Raw genomic sequence first — 18809 nt, 5'->3', positions numbered from 1 at the left:
AGATGGGCTGGTAGGTATATTTTTTTAATATATCAGTCCAGAGGCTGGGGAAATGATAACTTTTCCAGAGAAGCATCTGTATTTTGCCAGGTCTCTTAATATATAAAGATTGAGAGGTCATGGAAATGAAATGTGTTCTTGTAGTTGAGGATAGTCCTGCAATTATAGGACTTATAGGGTTCCTTCTTACTACTTTTGGTTATGTGAGTAGAGAACTCGGGGATTGGTTTGAAGCACTCAAAATTACTATAGAAGCAAGGTTCTTAAACGCAGGGTGCAGCAGATATATCTCAAAGCCCAATGACATCGACAGCTTCAAATCAATATTATATATGTGCACAAGTGGATGCCAGGTATTGTGGGGGATCTACACAGGTTCTGGTCCTTTAAGGGGGATGAGGAATGGAAAATATTTCAAAGTCGCCGTTCATAAAAAGGTCTAACGAACTCATGGTTATTCTGGGCCTGGGTTTTATATTTACACTGGCAGCTTCTAACTATAATCTTTTTGAATCTGTTGTATTGTTTGTTGAAAATTATAGTCGTGATGATATGGGGCTCCTGCTCATTCTTTCGGTGTATACCTCTTTTGGATTGGGAATATTTTCTCTCAGAAGATGGATGGAACTTGAAAGTACCATCACACTTTACAGGGAAGCAGAAGGCGGCCTCAGGGAAAAAAATATGATGTACAGGGCTTTGTTTGAACAGTCCAATGATGCTGTTATTATTTCGGATGGAAAAAAAGTTCTGGACATCAATATAAAAGGTTGTGAAATTTTCGGTTTCGGGCAGAAGCGCCCACTTAATGCTTCTCTGATGTCCTTTATTCCTTCCGAGTACCTTCCTGAGCTTCAACAGGCACTTAGGGAAACCTTCAAGCAGGATTCTTCTCATTTTGAAATGAGGTACCAGAAACTTGAAGGGGAAATTATTGATATCGAAGTTAACCTGTTCCTTACCGACAGAAAAAATAATATTATTCAGATTGTAGCCCAGGATATTACCAGCATGAAAAATGCAGAACGGTGGGAGCAGGATAATCGGGAAAGGCTCAAAACCGTCCTTGACAATACACTTTGTGGTATCCTGCTGATCGAAGCTTCCTCCAGAAAAATCGTGGATGCGAATCCTGTTGCACTGAAAACTACGGGTTATTCCGAAAAGGAACTCATAGGAATGGTCTGCAGCCAGTTAATCTGCCAGGCCGGAGAAGAAAGAGATACTGCCCTTTCGCTGAACCAGACTGGAGACCTCTCTGAGAGTTTACTTTTAAAAGCCAGAGGAGATCCTATACCAATCCTCAGAAATGTTGTGCCTGTTTCAATAGGAGGAAAAGGTTATTTTATTGAAAGTTTCATTGACCTCTCTGAACGTATAAAGGCTGAAGAAGAACTTTTGCAGGCAAAATTTGCAGCCGAAGGGGCAAACCGCGCAATGAGTGAATTCCTTGCGACCATGAGCCATGAATTACGTACTCCCCTTACTTCCATAATCGGTTTTTCGGACCTCATGCTTGGTGGGACAACAGGTGAGTTTGACGAACTTAATAGAAAGTTTCTTGGAAATATCTCAAACAGTGGAAAACATCTTCTCTCGCTCATAAACAGTATCCTGGACCTTTCTAAGATAGAAGCTGGGAAAATGGATCTTGAGCTTGACTTTTTCTCCCTTTATGATGTTTTTGCCGATACCAGGAATATAAGCTCCCCTCTCGCCCTGAAGAAAAATATTTCAATGAATTTCAATGTGGAATCAGGTTTCTTTATCTATGCGGATAGGACTCGCTTCAAGCAGATTATGTACAATCTTGTAAGCAATGCAATAAAGTTCACTCCTGAAGGCGGCTCAGTTGAAGTCGTGGGGGCTAGATCCGAAAACGGGATCCGGGTTACTGTATCCGATACAGGCATAGGGATTTCGAAAGATGAGATCAAACATCTTTTCAAGCCCTTCAAACAGATTGATTCTACCCTTAGCCGTAAATACGAAGGTACCGGACTTGGTCTTGTTCTATCCAAAAAATTCGTAGAGATGCACGGGGGCAGTATATGGGTTAAGAGCGAACCCGGGAAGGGGTCAACCTTTACTTTTGAAGTGCCTGTAGAAATCCTGAAAGCCGGGGAAAATATGAAAATACCTGAAACCGAAGGTCAGGTTGAAAACACCAGAGAACATAATTTCCCTGATATTTTTGAGTCTGAAGGGTCAGACGGTTCCGAACCGCTTGTGGTGGTTGTTGAAGACGATAAGTTGTCCGGGGAACTTCTCATATTTACGTTAAAGGAAGCCGGCTACAGGGTAGCCCAGGCTGCCAGTGGGAAGCAGGCTCTATTCCTTGCCCGGAAGCTAAAACCTTTTGCAATCACTCTGGAACTCATGCTGCCTGAAATGAATAGGTGGGAAGTGCTTAAAAACCTGAAAACAGACAGCCAGACTGCCGGAATTCCCGTACTTGTCTTCCCAATAGATGACCGGAGTGAATGTAATATGCTCTGGGGTGCATTTGACTATCTTGTCAAGCCGGTTGAAAAGTCAATCCTGCTTTCAACTCTGGATCGGTTAAATGAGAAACTGAAAAAAGAGTCGCCAAAAATTCTGATCGCGAATGACCAGGAGGCTGTTGAACTTATGGTTTCCCTGATTAAAGAGGAAGATTACATTATCAGCCAAGCATATGGAGGAAGGGAGGCAATTGAAAAGGCATCAAACGAACATCCGGATGCTATTATTCTGGATCTGATGATGCCTGAAGTGTCGGGTTTTGAGGTTATAAGGACTCTCAAGAAAAACCCTGAGACTGTGGACATCCCGATAATCTTATGCACCGCAAAAGACCTGAACACGCAGGAAACGAAGATGTTAAACAGCAACGTTTCGTTTGTCATGCAAAAAGAGGATTTAAATGAACAAACGCTTTTGCAGTTAATCAGGAGCCTTGAATCGAGGGAAGAGAGTTGTGGGACATGTATCTTTTCGGCGCCTCAGGAAGACCATAGTTTCTGCGAATCTGAAGAATGATTTTCTGAGAAAAATAATAAATAAAATTCTTAAAGTTAAGGGCCTGAAAAAAGGCCTGATATCTTTTTACCAGACGCCGTTTTTTTCTTTTCATTTCACTCATGGTACCAGCCGCTTGTGTCCACAAATATATCTTTGTAATTCCCTCACAGGTATCGGACCTGCTGACAGATGTATCTTTTGTCTCTGAAAGCCGGTTTATGAAAGGCAGCCGGATACTTTGGATAAGTAAACTCAGGTAACGTAGAAGAAGTTCAGAACCCCATGGCATGTGTAGGTAGTAGCTACGAAAAAAGCTCTATCCTCCAGTTTTTCAGACCTTTTCAAGCTTCTGTCTTCCTGAAGCGTACTTATGAACTCCATGATTTCCAGCATATTCTGTTTGAACTTTTCTCCCTTAAGCCCGCCTATTCCAGGCTTCATCTGGGGGCTCTCAAAGACCTGGTCAGGAATGGTATTATTGAGTTCCCTGGTGTATTCGGTAATGGTTTTCGGTTTATTTCTTCTGAAGGTCGGACATCTGTCTTTTAGTCCGGGACAGTCGGTCGGACAGATTTCTCCCTCCCTTGCGTATGAGAAAAACAGCATGCCATACTCAGGCATACTCAGGGTAACTGCTTGCGATTACATTTGTGGGAAATGCCGATGCAATATTTTTGAAAAATGACATGAGCCCTTGATCTTCAGGTCTGATGAAGAGTTCATTTACAGGTCTGACAGGTCTGTTTTTCCCAGAACAATTTTCTTCAGGGCTATCTATTTCAGGAAGGCTTATTTTGTGGTTTTCCTCTGTCCTCGTCTCCTTAATCGGGAACTTCAGGAGGTCTAAGCATATACGCAACCGTGTGACAGGGCACGGCAGGGATTATATTTTCAGGGATGCCTAAACTTGGGAGAAATGGGATATCGTGCATATCCATCGCGTAAAAGTAGGTTTCAGACTGCCTAGTTTCTCTTCTACTTCTGGTTTTAAGAACCTGAGCTTCTCTTGATGCAGATGCATTTTCGTCCCTGTCTATAACAAGCACTGAGGGAAACCTGTTCTTCTGGGAGTATTCGAGGAAATCAGTGCCTATTTTTTTCACTGCCCATAACACGATAATAGTTTTTGATTACTGGAAGGTTCTTGAGTGCTTCAATTTTTAGTGTAATAAAATTTAATTACTTCTTTAGGAGTTATTTTAAGTTTCCTTTCTTTCTTTTGATCCTTCCTTTTGGATCCCTCCTTTTGGATCCTTTCTTTTGGATCCTTTTTTTTGGATCCTTTCTTTTGGATCCTTCCTTTTAGACCTTTCTTCGGTCATACCTGCTGCCAGTTATAAATAGGTCGGCGGCGCTTGCTCCAGCCTTCAAAACCATTTTCCCTGATTTCTTTTAGGTTATGCATTATCGAAGCTTCACAGCGGGGTTTTAAGAATTCGAACTTCTCACAGGTTTCAAAAGTCCCGCATTCCCAGCACCCCTCGTAGCCTTTTTCTCTGCAGCACCGAATTATCTGGCAGGGTGCTGCACTACACCCTCCTGAGGTTCTGCAGCCTTCAGAACAGTAGTGGTTCATAAGGGCTTCAAGTATGGTAAAAAACACATTGTACTGCTGGAACTCCGAACCAAAAGGACTTTTTACGCTGGCATAGCTCTGAAAGTCTATATTCTCAAGCTCCTCTTTCAGCTGCCCCGCAAGTTTACTGTGCTTGTTCCGAAAATGGATACAGTCAGCGCAGTAAAGTCCGCAATAAGCTGTAAGCTCTTTTTCCTCTTCTTCCTGCATACAGAAAAATCCGACTTGCTTTTATATAAAGGAGGTGGTAGTGAATCTTCATACTGATTATGAAAATATAATATCCATCACAAAAATCCGTAGCAGAAACGGCAACATTCTGATACGACATTTCATCTAGTCCCTTACTTTTCCCTGGTAACTTACTTTTTTATTAGTCGGTGGTTTAATTACTTGCTTTTTCTGTTTTGCTTTCTCTGTTAGACCGATAACAGTAATTTAGAGCATCTCGATGAAGCCCAAGTGCTATTATGCTCATAACTATACTTACCACTAGCAAAAAGGGTGGGTTCAGGATGGCGCCTGAAACCAATCCTGCTATCAGGAAATAGGCATGAAATCCGAGAGGCACAAGAAAGACAATTGCAGCCTGAGGTCGGACCGAGATTTCCGGGCGTAATGCCAAAATCAATAGCAGAGCACCTCCTAAGACTGCAGCGATAGTGGCGTAATGTATCAGGTCATTGGGAATGTTGGTAATGAGCTCGTTGGTAATAAGCACGCCCGCAGTGCCACAGATTATGGCCCCTGCAGGGGAGAACCAGCGTCCTCCAAAGCCAGGGAGCTTTGATAGCAATCGAAGGCTTGCTGAATATGAGAACACAACCCAGAACCATGCCCAGAAGTTGTTGTAAGGAACACCGAAGAACTGATAATCAAGACCTTTTCCCCAATCCCACATTCCCAGGCGGATTGCTATTGCATCCATGGAAAGGTCGATGCTCAAGGCCATCAGGCCGTCGAGCACCGGGCGTGCCCATTCCGGAAGGTTGGTTTTTTCGGAAAAGGAGCGAACACTATAGATAATAGTTCCCCAGGCCACCCCAACGACCACAGGGACAGGCCCAAGCATTACAAGAAAGCGTCCGTATTCGTAGGCGTCGAGCTGTTGGATTGTAGCCCATTCCAGCAGCAAGCCGAATAGCACCCCGGAAAGAAGTTGCCAGACCACCCAGGAGCCCTGCTGCCATGCATTTTGCAGACAGGCCAGAAAGAGCACTAAAACCAGAATCTCGAAGATGAGAAAGTATAGATTTAGCACAGGCATGCGCATTAAATACTAATTGACAGTTTAAAAAACTTGTGAAAACATTTGATCACACACTCCCTTGCATAATGCCTTCACATAATGCCTCATAAATGCATGCCTTCGCATAATGCCTCTTATAATACCTCGTATATTGATAAGTAACGGACCAGTAAACAAAAAACAAGATTAATATCTATAGAGCTGGATCTATCGAATATTAGGGTAAACTCCCCTTTTAACAGCAAGGAGTTGGCTAAAAATAATTTTTACAAATAAAAAAATCAAAATTCTGTCAGTCTTACTAACATTACTTGTTATCATAGCCTTATCCCTGTTCACATATTCTCAGATTACCAATAATTTTTGTACGGAAACCATACCTCCGGGCAATATTATTGCTGTCTATCAGGCAGACCACACATATGGGGACCTTAATGCAGTTTATGTAAGAGGAGCCGAATTGGATCTTGATCCTGAGAACTATGACCGGATGATAAGCTACGAAGACATTCCTCAGATTGCTTCAATGGACGGGGTTGAAAACGTAGTTCTTTACGATCCCAGTTATTTGGATCCCATTATTTATACAGGTGCAGGAGAAGGTAGATTACTGGATAAATTGAATCTCATTGCAGTGCTTGAACCTATAGCACAGGATTACCTTAATCAGACTGTTATCCCTTACGGGGCAGAATATCTGGAAGAAGGCAGGCTTCCCCGGGACGGCGCCCATGAAATTACAATTTCAAAGAAATTGCTGAAAAAACACTTTGCATATACCGATGAAATGCTGACCCGGGCAATCGGCAGCAGGGTTAACTATGAAAATGAAACCTATACCATCGTGGGCATAAACAAATATGATATCTGTTACATCTCCTTTGACGCAAAAAGAAACTATGGACTCTATCAATATGAAGCGGGTACTTTTAATGAATTTGTAACAAGAAATCTCGACTATAAGAAAACGAATGATTATTTTCATCCGGAATATGCAAATGAAATCTTTATCTTTACAGCGAACGGCTCGGAAAAATCGGTACTGGACAAGCTCTTTCAAGAATATCCTGCTGAAAATTACATTTCCAGCGAATATGTTTCTGTATGGAAAAAGACATTTAACGGAAGTGTTCTGCGAAAAATAATCGTCATCGATAGTATTGGTGTTGCCTGGCTGGGCGTTCTCTTTGTACTCTTAAACAAAAAACCTGTTTCAAAAGTATAAAATACAAGTTCATTCAAAAATAGTGTCATATGTTCAGATATATAACAGATTCAGATATAGTACAACTGTAATTTTTTGAAGAAGAGAATACATAACATAAAGAAAAAGAGGAAAGTGAATGAAAAAAAACAATGAAAAACCAGATACTCTAACAGCAGGACTTTACATAACAGGCTTCATAATATGCGGCTATTTCATTATAAAAATCATTTTGACCTTATAAGTTTCTTTTTTTACGATCTCATAAGAGTTTTCCCTTCCAATACTTTCAAAGTTATTCTCTTACGACCTGATCAAAGTTCTTCATTTCCGATTAATTTTTTCGACAGGTAATAAACCAGAACGAACCCTATTACCACTCCAAGGATTTCAGTCATGTGATTTTGCAGGAACTCAAGGTGAAAAGATTCTTCAAGCATTTCTAGTAGATGTTCCAGTCCAATGTAATCTCTTGATTCTCTGGGAAAACTCCATCCGAATAGGGGCCAGAGAAAAGTTTGAGGATCTAATCCCATCTGATCTTCAAAGAGATGTAAAAAAGAGCCAGCTGTAAGAGAGAGACCCCTGATATCTCTTCTTTTTCCGTACATGTATAAGCCTATTATAAAGAGAAGAAGGGAAAATAGCAGGGTATGGCCTATGATGCGTCCGTTTGCGAAAGTTGAAGCAAAGATTACTTCGCCTATAGGCTTGTCTATTAAATCGGGGAGAATAGCTCCAATTGCCAGATATCGTGGATCTATGATAGTCCTTAATCGGGGTATGAAAATTCCCAGCCCAAAAAATATCCCGAGCGTAATACCTAGGTGTCCAAAGAGAAGCATCGAAAATCAGAATACCCTTTTCTATTTAAATAGTGATTGTTTCTATATAAACCTTCATTTAATGAAGCCAAACTTATAGTTTTCAAAAGTAACAAGTAAAAAGAAAAGTTAAACTGAAATTATTCTGGTCTATAAATTAAAAAAAAGGTGTGTGTTTAAAAGGGAATCCCCCAGAGAGGATACCATTTCTCCACATTTTTTTCGACAGGCATTTCCCTTTCCATTGCAGTCCTAAGCCTGAATTCAAATGGGCTGTCCCTCTGCCTGTTAGAAAGCGGAATAAAAGGATAGTAAGTTCCCTGTTTAAAATTGTAGATCCAGTAAACTGCTTTTCCACCGCCAGCCTTTTGTCCGGATCTTCCTTCATATCTGGCTGTCCCGGCTTCAGGTTCGCTATCAAATCTGTAAATAGCACAGAGGATCTGCTCTCCAAAGCCGCGGTCTTCCAGGGTCTGGCTCACGAGGTGGATGTTTGCAACAAGGTCTTCGAAATCAGGGTCCTTAAAAATAGCCCAGAGGAATTCGAACTCATCTTTTTTCAGCCTGAACTCGGTTTCAGTCTCCTTTGAGCTATATTCAAGAAGCTCTTCGATCTCCTGTCGGGCGGATTCATAAGCTGTAGCCCCTATTGGTTTAAAACAAATTCCCGCAGCTCCTGACGGTTTAAGGCCCATATTGCTTTCAAGGGTAATGCTGGCTGTGGAGATTGCAAATAGTTTTTCACTTTTTGCTTTCGGAAGCCTGCTCCTCCCTGTGATTGCATCCAGAAAATTCCGCAAACCCATTTTAACCTATCTCCTCTGAAAAACTCTTCTTCAGCTTTGCCTTATTTAATTCATTTCCTTCTGCATCTTTTCAAGCTGAGCTAGCCTTTTTTCCACTGAAGGATGAGTGGAAAAGAGATTCATAAACGAAGAACCTGAGATTGCGGGGATAATGAAGAAGGCATTCATTCCCTCTACCTTTCTGAGGTCCTCGTTTGGCACCCTGTCCATGAGCCCGCTTATCTTCATCAGGGCAGAGGCAAGATTTGCAGGCTGCCCGGTAATGATTGCCGACCCCCGGTCTGCAGCAAATTCCCTGTAGCGGGAAAGGGCACGGATTAGCAGGAAGCTGATTACCCAGACTGCAATTGAAACAATCCAGACAAGTATAATTCCTCCCCCGTCCCGCCGTCGATTTCCTCCCATATTTCCGAAGTAGAGGCTGTAGCGGACAATGTAGAAAGCCACCGTTGAGATAAAACTGGCAATCGTCAGGACAGCCATGTCCCTGTTCTTTACATGGCTCAGTTCATGGGCAAGCACTGCCTCAAGTTCGGCTGGAGAGAGTTTGTCCATAATCCCTGTTGTGACTGCAACAACAGCTTTACCTGGGCTCCTGCCTGTGGCAAAAGCATTTGGAACTCGGGTCTGGACAATTGCTACCTGTGGTTTCGGGAGGTCGGCTATTGCACATAACCTGGTGATCATATCATGCAGCTGCGGTGCTTCACTTTCAGAGACAATATGTGCTCCTGTTGTCCAGAGCACCATTTTATCCGAGTAGAAGTACTGAATGCCCATGAAAAGCCCGATAAATAATACCATGAAAATTTGAGACGTTCCATAGTAAGAAAGAAATGCCAGGAAAAAGAGATAAACTGCTGCCAGAAGAAACATCGTAAAGAGCATCCGCCCCTGAAGTCCTAAGTCCCGTTCCCATTTTCTTTTCATATGTTATTACTCCCGCCTCTATTTGACAGGTTAAGTGATACTAATTAATAGATTGAATGATAGATTAAATGAACTATAAAACAATATTCTGACTATATAAAATGAATGATGAAACGAATCGATAATTCAGATAGCGGCGAGAAGAGGAGAACATAGCAAAGGTTTCACTTTAAATTCCTTCCTCCGCAAGAACCAGGAAAATCCGAAGTTATCCAAAAACCCTGTCAAATAAGTAAGTTCAGATAATCAAATCAGTCGCTTTTTCTACTTCCGGGAACGTGAAATCAACCCTTCCCTTGTAGAAGCTGTCTCAGTGATCTACTTTGCCCGGCATTTCAAGGACATCTGCTCCGAGACCGGCAGAAGTTTCAACGATTTCATCTTTTACCACAAGGACAGGTGGGAAGCAGACATTGTCGTAAAAATCTGGAAAGGAGAAAAAGATGACGGAGGGATAAAAAGAAGGATAAAAGGAAGGATAAAAGGAAGGATAAAAGGAAGGATAAAAGGAAGGATAAAAGGAAGGATAAAAGGAGGGATAAAAGGAGGGATAAAAGGAGGGATAAAAGGAGACAAAGAAGAAAAAGAACTCCTTGCCCTTGAAGTCAAGTACCAGAACAAAATAATTAAAGACGACGGAAATCTTTGATTCCTTTCGGAAAAGGTATGATCATAGGCAAAGACCCCCTGAAGACCAGATTGAAGACCAGATAAACTAGGACTTCACTGACTTTGAGGAGATCTACTTGCAGACTGTCGAGAAATCAAATCCCCAATTCAGTAAAAACACCGATATCTTTTTTATCAGGAAGGAATTCAACTGATTCAGGAAAAAAATTCAGGATACCTTTGTTTTTCTGATACTAAAAAATAATTTCAGGTCCAATCCATGCAAAACATACTCTCAGTCAAATCTCTTACAAAGAAATTCGATGATTTTACGGCTGTAAAAGACATCAGTTTTGATGTAGAAACAGGTTCGATCTTTGCTTTTCTTGGTCCAAACGGTGCAGGCAAGTCAACAACTATTAAAATGCTCACAACAGTCCTGAAGCCCACATCAGGGGAAATAAGCATCAATGGGTTCAATGTGCTGAAAGAACAGGATAAGGCTCGTGCATCTTTCGGGATAGTCTTTCAGGACCACAGCCTTGATGAAGAGCTTACAGCTTACGAAAACATGGTCTATCATGCAGTTGTCTACAAAGTGCCTAAAAAAGAAAGAGCAGAAAGAATCCAGAAAGCCCTGGATATTGTCGGGCTCTGGAACCGGCGGGAAGATTACGTTAAAAAGTATTCAGGTGGAATGAAGCGCAGGCTTGAGATTGCTCGAGCGCTTGTCCATTACCCGAAAATTCTTTTCCTCGATGAGCCCACTGTGGGGCTTGACCCCCAGACCCGAAACTCTATCTGGACCCATATCAAAAACCTGAACGAAGAAAGAAAAATGACAATTTTCCTGACCACACACTATATGGAAGAAGCCGAAGCGATTGCAGACCAGATCGCAATCATTGATCACGGGAATATAATAGAATCCGGCACAGTTGAAGAAATTCTAAGAAAGACAGAAACCGAATCCTTAGAAGAAGCTTTTCTGAAATTGACAGGCAGGGATATCCGGGATGAGAATAATGAAACTGCAAATAAAATGAGAACGATTCGAGGCATGGGAAGGAGGAACCGGCATTGATCGAGGTAATCTACATCCTCTGGCTCAGACAGCTCAAACATTACTGGCGCTCGAAATCCAGGCTGCTGGGTTCTCTCGGACAGCCCCTCCTCTTCATGATCACTTTCGGGTTCGGGTTCGGTCCCATGTATAGTAGAGCCAGCGGAGGGGCAAACTACATGGATTTCCTTGCCCCGGGAATAGTTTCTATGGCAATTCTCTTTACGGCTATCTTTTCAGGCTTGGAGGTCATCTGGGACCGGCAGTTCGGTTTTCTTAAAGAGACCCTTGTAGCGCCGATCTCAAGGACAGAAATAATGATAGGGAAAACCTTTGGGGGCGCAACCATAGCCATGATCCAGGGTCTGATCGTGCTGAGCCTGACCTATGTTCTGGGATTCAGGATTTCCAGCCTTTTTAACCTTGGGTTGGGGTTAATTTTCATGTTCCTGATAGCCATTTTCTTTACAGGTCTTGGCCTTGCCATAGCTTCAAAAATGAAAGATATGCATGGGTTCCAGTTGATCATGAACTTCCTGATCATGCCCATCTTCTTCCTGTCCGGAGCCCTCTTCCCCCTGGAAAACCTTCCTCCTGCAATCTACTTCATAAGCAGGATCGATCCCCTTACCTACGGTGTTGACGGCCTGAGAGGAGCCATTGCCGGGATGAGCACGTTTGGTATCTATAACGACCTGGCAGTAATAGGTATATTAGCAACCCTTGTCTGTGCGATCGGAGCAGTGCTGTTTTCGAAGCTTGAGGCATAAGCGCCTCCTTCCTTCCAGAAAATATGGGTTTAAAGACTCGAATTTCCTTTTAAAATAGTGTGTATTATATAGCATCATTCCTTTTAATATAGTGTGTATTATATAGCATCAAAGTATTATTTATAACATTGAGGTGTTATTTTGCATCGTTGTAGTATTATTAGCTACATTCACATCTCAGCAGATTTTACAGCAGATTCTTTGAATTGGCATATTAAAAAATGAGGCAGTAAAGATGCTGGATATTATTGAATTTTTAGCCCTGGGATCATTTCTTGGTCTCGCTGCGGGAATGTCTCCGGGCCCACTGCTGGCTGTCACTATTTCTGAAACTCTACAGCACGGCAAATGGGAAGGAATAAAGGTTGCAGTATCTCCTTTGATTACGGATCTGCCAATAATTTTAGCTGTACTGTTTGTTCTGTCACATTTGACAAATTCTACTTTTTTTATAGGGGTCATTGCGTTTTTTGGGGCATCATATCTGATATATTCAGGAATCGAATCGCTGAAAATCAAAAAGGACAACGTTGAATTAAATTTAGAAAAAAAAGACTCCCTTAAAAAAGGAGTTATCGTTAACTTCGGGAACCCGCACCCATATGTCTTCTGGCTTTCCATAGGTGGGCCAATAATTTATAAGAGCTTTAGCACTCATGTCTGGGCTACAATATTATTCATAACCGGTTTCTATATCTTTCTTGTAGGCTCAAAGGTAATTGTTGCGTTAATCGTAGAGAAGTCAAAATATTTTATAAATAGCAAGTATTACTTTTCTATCATCCGTGTTCTGGGGATTGCACAGATTGTTTTTGGATTAACTTTTATTAAAGTGGGCCTAGATTCGTTGAATATAATTTGAGATTTGTCACGCTCGATGCAGAAGAGCGGCCTTTCCCCTGAAAAAAGACAGAAGAAGAGAGAAAGAGATAAAAGGAAAAAGCTGTGAAGCAGCCGTGGATCACAGGTTAAAAACAGGTAATCACATGAACTTACCTGCTTTCGGCACCTAAAGTTTCATTTTTTCATTTATATGCAAATTTGAAGGAATTAGAAATCCAATCCAAAATTTATCAAACTAAATTTTTGATGTTAAGTGTTTTCCTTCCAATTAATCCAACCCAATTTAATCCCCTAAAATATTCTTTACTTTTTTCCACGCCATTTTTACATACCCTAGAATTTGCAATGTTATTGCTCTATGCTTGTGATTTTTTGAATTTTTGGAGCCAATTTTCTTTTGGAGCTGATTTTCTTCAAGGTCGGAATGCTGTTATATGAAATAGTTTTTCCAGCATATCTGTTAGAAGCCCAATACAAGGCTTTCTTTAAGCTTGAAGTTTTTGTACATCAGATTCTTCAATTACCAACATGATTTTCAAATCCAATATACACCTAAGATAAATTATTACTTTTTTATTATAAATTTATTTACTATTAAAAACCGAGATCTTTATATAGAAAGTGAAGTATTTATTATTTATGATCTTTGTTGAATATAAATAAACGTCATTTAAGATGTTTTTTGAGTAGGAATTCTAGCAAAGATTGTTTTTGAATCTATTGTGGGGGAGGAGTCAATATTCAGAGAAGAAGCAGGACTGATATCGCAGTAGCTATTTTAAAAATAGCAAATAATGGGGCAAAGAAAACCCATATCGTTTATGAGGTAAATCTTAACTTCAACATTGCTCAGAAATACCTGGAAATGTTAAAAGAAAAAGAGCTTATCAGGAATGAAAACGGGCTTTTCATCACGACTGATAAAGGAAAGGTTTTTCAGGATATAGCTAAGGAAATCGAGCTTTAAACTGCTTTCCATTTGCTTTTTTTAATTTTTTTGTAACTATTCGACCACTGATAAAAAAGTATGTTTTCTCAGCAAAATGCTGCAATTCTCAGGATAATAGCGGCACTCCATTGAGTGCTGTTAGAATAGCGTCCATTACATTCATGCCATTCTTTTTAAAATACACAGAGCAAGAATCTTTTCACGTTTCATCAAGGAGAGAATTGATTCATTTTAGATCCAATTTTTTCTGGGAAAAAGGACAAATTGTGGAGCTCTAATAAGGCTATTTGAATAGTTACAAGATTATATACATTCCTCGAATTTTGTGATAATCTCTTGAAGCTTTTCCGTATCATGACCTTGGCTAACACGAGCCTGTTTTAACATTGTGAGATTTTTTAATGTAGACTTTAACATCCATGATTCTTTTGCTCTATATAGCACCTTTGGCAAAATGTTTACTGCTGAGATCCAATCACTACTTATGCAATTAAGCTCGAGCACTGTAGCAAGATCCCAGTATTTATTGGAACTGACGCCGCCACAGCGAGCCACTGCAAAACTTACCAGCGGAGCCAGCTCTTCCGCTTTTTTCAAAGATTCTTCATCGCCCTTCTTAATGAGTAGTGTTATAGCATTTATGCCTGGATAGTAATTACGAGGATCTGACTCGAAACCTTTAATGTAAGCAGAAATTGATTCGTCCAGAGCAGCTAAAGCCATGATACTTCTCTTCTCTTTTGCATCACAGTAGCAGTCCTTGTGTATGCGCCCTAATATACCAAGAGTCTCGGGATCGGGGCCGTATTCTTTCATAACCTCTGTGAGAAGAGAAATAGCCTTATTCCTATCTCCCGGTTTGTTCCGTCGATTTAGTGAAAAGACCCACTGTTGACGTACAAAAATATTATTTTTTAAATAATCTGGAAAAGCTTCACAAAGATCCGTCATTTCGTCCCAAGCTTCCACACTGCGAAAAGAAAGCATCAGATCTACGAGTACACTAGCTTGAATCTTTTTCAGATCGCCTAATTCTTGTTGGATTTCTATCAAGGCCATACATCGTTCTCGATTAGATGGCTTTAATTTGGCTTTCTCAAGACATTCTTGAAATTCTTTCTCGTGGCTAACTCGCTCTTTTATAGAATGAGTTACTTCATATGGTAGCTCGATAGCTGGAAACTTAGGGATCAATTCGAACAGTGGGCTATCATTTGTTTGAGGACCGTTGATTGCTTGTTGAATTCGTTTCATTATTTCAGATTTTAGAATTTCAGCTGCCTCTTTTGATAAAACTGCTTCTTTTGATAAGACACTTTTTTTCATGTTATAACCAATTGCTCTAATCATATCTACATCAAAAGGTAACGGATGTATTTTAGCATAAATGGGCACTGTAGTAAATGGTTTGACGGCGTGACGGATTCCCAGTTCATAAAATACATTCGGATTGGAAAGGGTCAAATCAGCTACCACATATTCTGAAAGTAACAGCCTGGCAAACATTGTAGTATGAATTATCCCCCCAGTTAGCTCTTCATCACCACGCAGTGGTTCCAATCCCGCTTCCTCAATCGCTGGTTTTATGGCCAATTCGTATATTTTGTCAAAATCGATTTCATTTCCAGTGGCCAAATCAGTTTTCTTGCCATAGGGCATAGCAACGAAACATATTGATTTGTAACTATTTCCGCTCATTAATTCACCCAGTCCAATAATTCCCTACGAAGACAACATTTTCAATTTATTAATAGCCTCAGAGTTCAGAAATCAGCATTCAAAAATTACATTGGAAGCAAATAAGTCTTTTTTTATAAGGATGTAATACTTACGTTTTTTATATATTGATAAACATTTTCATAAATAGTTATTTTTGCTTTTTTTAGTTGTAGTACACTTAAAAATAAACCAGGGTAATTCAGTCGAATAGCCTATTCGCTTGCTGTGGATGTGGGAAAGTTCTCTGTATCATTACTGATATTATGATTCATCAAATCAATTTTTATTGGCTATTAACTTCTGCTTAAATAAATCGTTTAAAATTATTGTCTACTTTAACGGAATTTTGAGAGGGCGTGAACGGGTGTGTCAGCATAACTTTGATTATTTCTATTTTTTGGTATGCCTGTACTATAATTTCACATAGGATTATAGTTTTACATCTGATGACTATAGAAGGAAAATCTGCTTCACATCACATGATTCTGGACACAAGAGTATAAACAAAAGCGCTTAAAACCAGCCTGATCGAAGAAAACACAACCGAAACCATTGAAAACGCCACCATGTAAACATTTAAAGTAAGAATTCCGGTAAAAAAGCTGGAAAAATCGACATTGAGAATAAGGGCAATCACATTTACCAGTAAAATGAAAGTGAATATTGCAATCAGGCCTTTTCCTGCTCCTTTAAGATCTTCTTTGCTCAGGGCTATGTGGGAAGAAATTCCTATTGCAAGGGCAAAATAGATCCAGAAACTGGGGGAAACCAGGTTTTCTACCGAAAAAATGCTTTTAAAAAGCTGGGCTGTCAGCACGAAAATACTCGATAACGTCCGGGAATCAAGCTGACCGGGATCAAGGGTCAGATAATTTGCAAAGGTGGCAAAGGAATCAGGCAGGAACAGGTACATCCCGAGGATCAGGGCGCAGGTACCGCTGAATATGGGACCCATGCCTATGAAAAAGTTCCCTATATTCTGGTAGAGACTTTTCTTGTTCCAGCTGTGGTTGACGTATCCAAGGACTCCGTCCCGGGGTCTCAGGCTAAAGAGCTTGAATTCATTTACCTTGTGTTTGAAAAGATAGCACATCAGCAGGTGGCCAAGTTCGTGGATTGGGGTGCCTATCCAGGCTGTAGCCATGATCCCTTTCATGCCAAAAATACTCTGGATATAAAAATTAGCCCGGTGCTCAAGCACCCCGAGGATCATGCCTATAAGGATCAGAGAGCCTGTGACGCAGAGGGTTTCGAACAGGCTCAATCTAAAAATCGTGAGAAGTGTATTTTCCATTTTTAACCCCTGAACACAAAATTTAGGCTTAAAGTCTTGTTAACCTTTTGTATTTTAACCTTAAGGCGGAAAGTCCCCTTCCTCGGAACGTAAGCGACAGGTGGGAGATGAAAGCCGTCAACTTCTACAAAACAACAGTAGCATAATTATTCACACTTATAGTTACATCAATATAGCTATAATTGTACAGAATAAACTAGATTAAGGGACCATTTTGTGTATTCACTCCATTACTCGCTTTCATCAGAAAGCAGGGCGGGGTAGTTCACCCATTATTCTTTGCCTCCTACCGTTGTTTCTGATCAATGTTTCTTGTCCTCTTAAAACTTACCCCGACAATTTATATTATTTCAATTATGCGGAGGATGAATATGGGACTTCTGAGTGAATTCAAGGAATTCCTTTACGAATACAAGGTAATTCCACTGGCAATTGCTTTGATCATGGGTATCGCGTCCACGGCTTTTATAAAATCTTTTGTAGATAACATTGTCATGCCGATCATCACACCTTTTATCCCTGGAGGGGCCTGGAAAACTGCAACCCTTGCAATTGGGCCAATAGTACTTAGCTGGGGAGCTTTTCTGGGAGAATTGATAAATTTCATAATAATTGCATTAGTGGTCTTTATCATTGCAAAAAAGATGCTAAAAGAAGAGAGGGTAGAAAAAAAATAACTTCCAAAAACAGAAGCGGCTTATAATGAGTCTTTGGGTAAATTATAAGCCTATGTAAATTATAAGCCTATATTTCCGGGTACATAAACTGCCATACCTTTTTTATGGTACATAAATCGCCATGCCTTTTTTTATATATCATTTTTTACCCCTTTATTCAAAAAGGAATTTTTTAAATATGTGTAATACTGGATTTTTAGACCCCCCGAATTGCGATTCAGGATTTTTGATTAAAAAAGGTCTCCTGAGTAAAGGGAAATATTATCTCAGTCTGGGGGATATTTTTTTGCAAATTTTTTATTGACATGAAAGTACTGTAATTTGAAAATTACTTTCATTTATTTGTGCCTGTAATCTGAAGAATTTCATGTTTGTTTTTATGGAAGTTTACACTTTACGATTCAGAATGATTCTGAATAAACCTTCGTGAACTCCGCACCAATTGTAATCATAATTGAGATGTAATAGATAAGGAGAAATAACCCAACAATCGACCCGATTGCTCCATAAACGCTTGTAAGGTTGATGTATGTAAAATAAATTCCAAGGGCATACTTGCCTATGGTTATGAGAATTGTTGTTACCAGCGACCCTACAAAAACAGGTTTTAGATCAAGCTTTGTATCGGGCAATACCCAGTAGACAAGCATGAAAAACAGGACAAGGATCAGGAAACTGGCTATGGAACCAGCATAATGGGCAAGAATCGGGGGGCAGGGGAAAATATCCTGAAACAGTTTTGAAGTTGCATAAAGAACTCCTTCGACAATTATGCTGAGCACAAAGAGCCCACCAAAAACTATCACTACAAAAAAGGAAACAATTGCATTCTTTATAAAATCTTTAACAGTATTGGACTTCTCGGGTTTAATATCCCAGGCTCTCTCAAGGAAATTTCTCAATTGCCGGAAAACATTGCTTGCACTCCATAGAAGAATCACAAAGCCGACAAATGCGCCTATTGAGAGGGAATTAATGTCCGGGATATACTCGAAGAGAGAACTAATCATATCAATCACCTCCTGATCAACGAGTCCCTGAAGGTTATTGATTATGCTGTCCTGAATCTGTTTTGACCTGAAAAAAATACTTCCTACAAATACCGAAAATAGCAGAAGGGCAGGAAGGCTTAACACAAAATAAAATGCCAGTGCGGCACTGTAAGTCCGTGCATTGTTTTCCATCCACTCTTTTATCGTCCCGGTGATCAGCTTTCCTATATACCCGAAATTCATATTTCCCCTTAATTCATAATGTATGGATCTTTTATTAAACATCTCTTATCAAAATTCT

At 40.3% G+C, this 18809-nt stretch carries 20 protein-coding genes; 9 read left to right on the top strand and 11 right to left on the bottom strand.

Annotated elements, in window-relative coordinates; all coding sequences use genetic code 11:
• Positions 1-125: 125 nt before the first annotated feature.
• Entirely contained in the window at positions 126-443 is a 318-nt protein-coding gene (locus tag MSWH1_RS20080) for a response regulator (RefSeq protein ID WP_052723154.1), read from the top strand.
• A complete protein-coding gene (locus MSWH1_RS08960) occupies positions 403-3021 on the top strand; it encodes a PAS domain-containing hybrid sensor histidine kinase/response regulator (RefSeq protein WP_048127880.1) in 2619 nt (872 codons plus the stop codon). Before MSWH1_RS20080 ends, MSWH1_RS08960 begins: the two co-directional genes overlap by 41 nt.
• Positions 3022-3255: 234 nt before the next feature.
• On the opposite strand, the gene MSWH1_RS20075 is transcribed toward MSWH1_RS08960, so the two are convergent.
• The 5 genes from MSWH1_RS20075 to MSWH1_RS08945 form a co-directional block, all read right to left on the bottom strand.
• Positions 3256-3624, bottom strand: coding sequence for a hypothetical protein (locus tag MSWH1_RS20075; protein ID WP_231585677.1), 369 nt, complete (start codon positions 3622-3624; stop codon positions 3256-3258).
• Between the two features lie 200 nt (positions 3625-3824).
• Complete coding sequence (locus MSWH1_RS20070) at positions 3825-4106, bottom strand: hypothetical protein (RefSeq protein ID WP_231585679.1); 282 nt, start codon at positions 4104-4106, stop codon at positions 3825-3827.
• A 96-nt stretch (positions 4107-4202) separates the two neighbouring features.
• Positions 4203-4325 carry a hypothetical protein gene (locus MSWH1_RS20540; protein WP_255350455.1) on the bottom strand — a complete coding sequence of 41 codons (123 nt, stop codon included), beginning with the start codon at positions 4323-4325 and terminating at the stop codon, positions 4203-4205.
• The gene (locus MSWH1_RS08950) at positions 4322-4789 is read right to left on the bottom strand and encodes a DUF3795 domain-containing protein (RefSeq protein WP_048127878.1); all 468 of its coding nucleotides are present in this window, start codon (positions 4787-4789) and stop codon (positions 4322-4324) included. The genes MSWH1_RS20540 and MSWH1_RS08950 overlap by 4 nt, the downstream gene beginning before the upstream one ends.
• Positions 4790-4964: 175 nt before the next feature.
• Positions 4965-5846 carry a carotenoid biosynthesis protein gene (locus MSWH1_RS08945; protein WP_231585680.1) on the bottom strand — a complete coding sequence of 294 codons (882 nt, stop codon included), beginning with the start codon at positions 5844-5846 and terminating at the stop codon, positions 4965-4967.
• Positions 5847-6087: 241 nt separating this feature from the next.
• Here MSWH1_RS08945 and MSWH1_RS08940 point away from each other — a divergent pair, with 241 nt between their 5' ends.
• The gene (locus MSWH1_RS08940; RefSeq protein WP_369798589.1) at positions 6088-7053 is read left to right on the top strand and encodes an ABC transporter permease; all 966 of its coding nucleotides are present in this window, start codon (positions 6088-6090) and stop codon (positions 7051-7053) included.
• Between the two features lie 293 nt (positions 7054-7346).
• Here the strand turns inward: MSWH1_RS08940 and MSWH1_RS08935 are convergent, their stop codons facing one another.
• From MSWH1_RS08935 to htpX, 3 genes are all read right to left on the bottom strand, one after another.
• On the bottom strand, positions 7347-7877 hold the full coding sequence (locus tag MSWH1_RS08935) for a metal-dependent hydrolase (protein ID WP_048127870.1): 531 nt from the start codon (positions 7875-7877) through the stop codon (positions 7347-7349).
• Positions 7878-8032: 155 nt separating this feature from the next.
• Positions 8033-8662: a hypothetical protein gene (locus MSWH1_RS08930; RefSeq protein WP_048127868.1), complete on the bottom strand. Its 630-nt coding sequence runs from the start codon at positions 8660-8662 to the stop codon at positions 8033-8035.
• Positions 8663-8707: 45 nt separating this feature from the next.
• Complete coding sequence (gene htpX, locus MSWH1_RS08925) at positions 8708-9592, bottom strand: zinc metalloprotease HtpX (protein ID WP_048127866.1); 885 nt, start codon at positions 9590-9592, stop codon at positions 8708-8710.
• Between the two features lie 313 nt (positions 9593-9905).
• Here htpX and MSWH1_RS08920 point away from each other — a divergent pair, with 313 nt between their 5' ends.
• From MSWH1_RS08920 to MSWH1_RS08900, 5 genes are all read left to right on the top strand, one after another.
• Positions 9906-10241, top strand: coding sequence for a hypothetical protein (locus tag MSWH1_RS08920; RefSeq protein WP_048127864.1), 336 nt, complete (start codon positions 9906-9908; stop codon positions 10239-10241).
• A 240-nt stretch (positions 10242-10481) separates the two neighbouring features.
• Positions 10482-11285: an ABC transporter ATP-binding protein gene (locus MSWH1_RS08915; protein ID WP_048127862.1), complete on the top strand. Its 804-nt coding sequence runs from the start codon at positions 10482-10484 to the stop codon at positions 11283-11285.
• Positions 11282-12034 (top strand): ABC transporter permease, encoded by a 753-nt coding sequence (locus MSWH1_RS08910; RefSeq protein WP_048127860.1) that lies wholly within the window; start codon positions 11282-11284, stop codon positions 12032-12034. Before MSWH1_RS08915 ends, MSWH1_RS08910 begins: the two co-directional genes overlap by 4 nt.
• A gap of 235 nt (positions 12035-12269) precedes the next feature.
• On the top strand, positions 12270-12896 hold the full coding sequence (locus tag MSWH1_RS08905) for a LysE family transporter (protein WP_048127858.1): 627 nt from the start codon (positions 12270-12272) through the stop codon (positions 12894-12896).
• A gap of 696 nt (positions 12897-13592) precedes the next feature.
• Entirely contained in the window at positions 13593-13844 is a 252-nt protein-coding gene (locus tag MSWH1_RS08900) for a winged helix-turn-helix domain-containing protein (protein ID WP_369798588.1), read from the top strand.
• A gap of 285 nt (positions 13845-14129) precedes the next feature.
• Here MSWH1_RS08900 and MSWH1_RS08895 read toward each other — a convergent pair whose 3' ends face one another.
• Positions 14130-15524, bottom strand: a complete 1395-nt coding sequence (locus tag MSWH1_RS08895; RefSeq protein ID WP_048127854.1) for a TRAFs-binding domain-containing protein — start codon at positions 15522-15524, stop codon at positions 14130-14132.
• Between the two features lie 496 nt (positions 15525-16020).
• Positions 16021-16839, bottom strand: coding sequence for a hypothetical protein (locus tag MSWH1_RS08890; RefSeq protein WP_048127851.1), 819 nt, complete (start codon positions 16837-16839; stop codon positions 16021-16023).
• Between the two features lie 371 nt (positions 16840-17210).
• Between MSWH1_RS08890 and MSWH1_RS08885 the strand changes: the two genes are divergently transcribed.
• Entirely contained in the window at positions 17211-17516 is a 306-nt protein-coding gene (locus MSWH1_RS08885) for an MscL family protein (RefSeq protein WP_048127849.1), read from the top strand.
• A 401-nt stretch (positions 17517-17917) separates the two neighbouring features.
• Here the strand turns inward: MSWH1_RS08885 and MSWH1_RS08880 are convergent, their stop codons facing one another.
• Positions 17918-18751: a YihY/virulence factor BrkB family protein gene (locus tag MSWH1_RS08880; protein WP_048127847.1), complete on the bottom strand. Its 834-nt coding sequence runs from the start codon at positions 18749-18751 to the stop codon at positions 17918-17920.
• Between the last annotated feature and the right edge of the window lie 58 nt (positions 18752-18809).

Origin of the sequence: Methanosarcina sp. WH1 (genome assembly GCF_000970005.1) — an archaeon.
GTDB lineage: Archaea > Halobacteriota > Methanosarcinia > Methanosarcinales > Methanosarcinaceae > Methanosarcina.
Note: the sequence above shows the minus strand (reverse complement) of the source record. Positions and strands in the feature narration are given on the sequence as shown.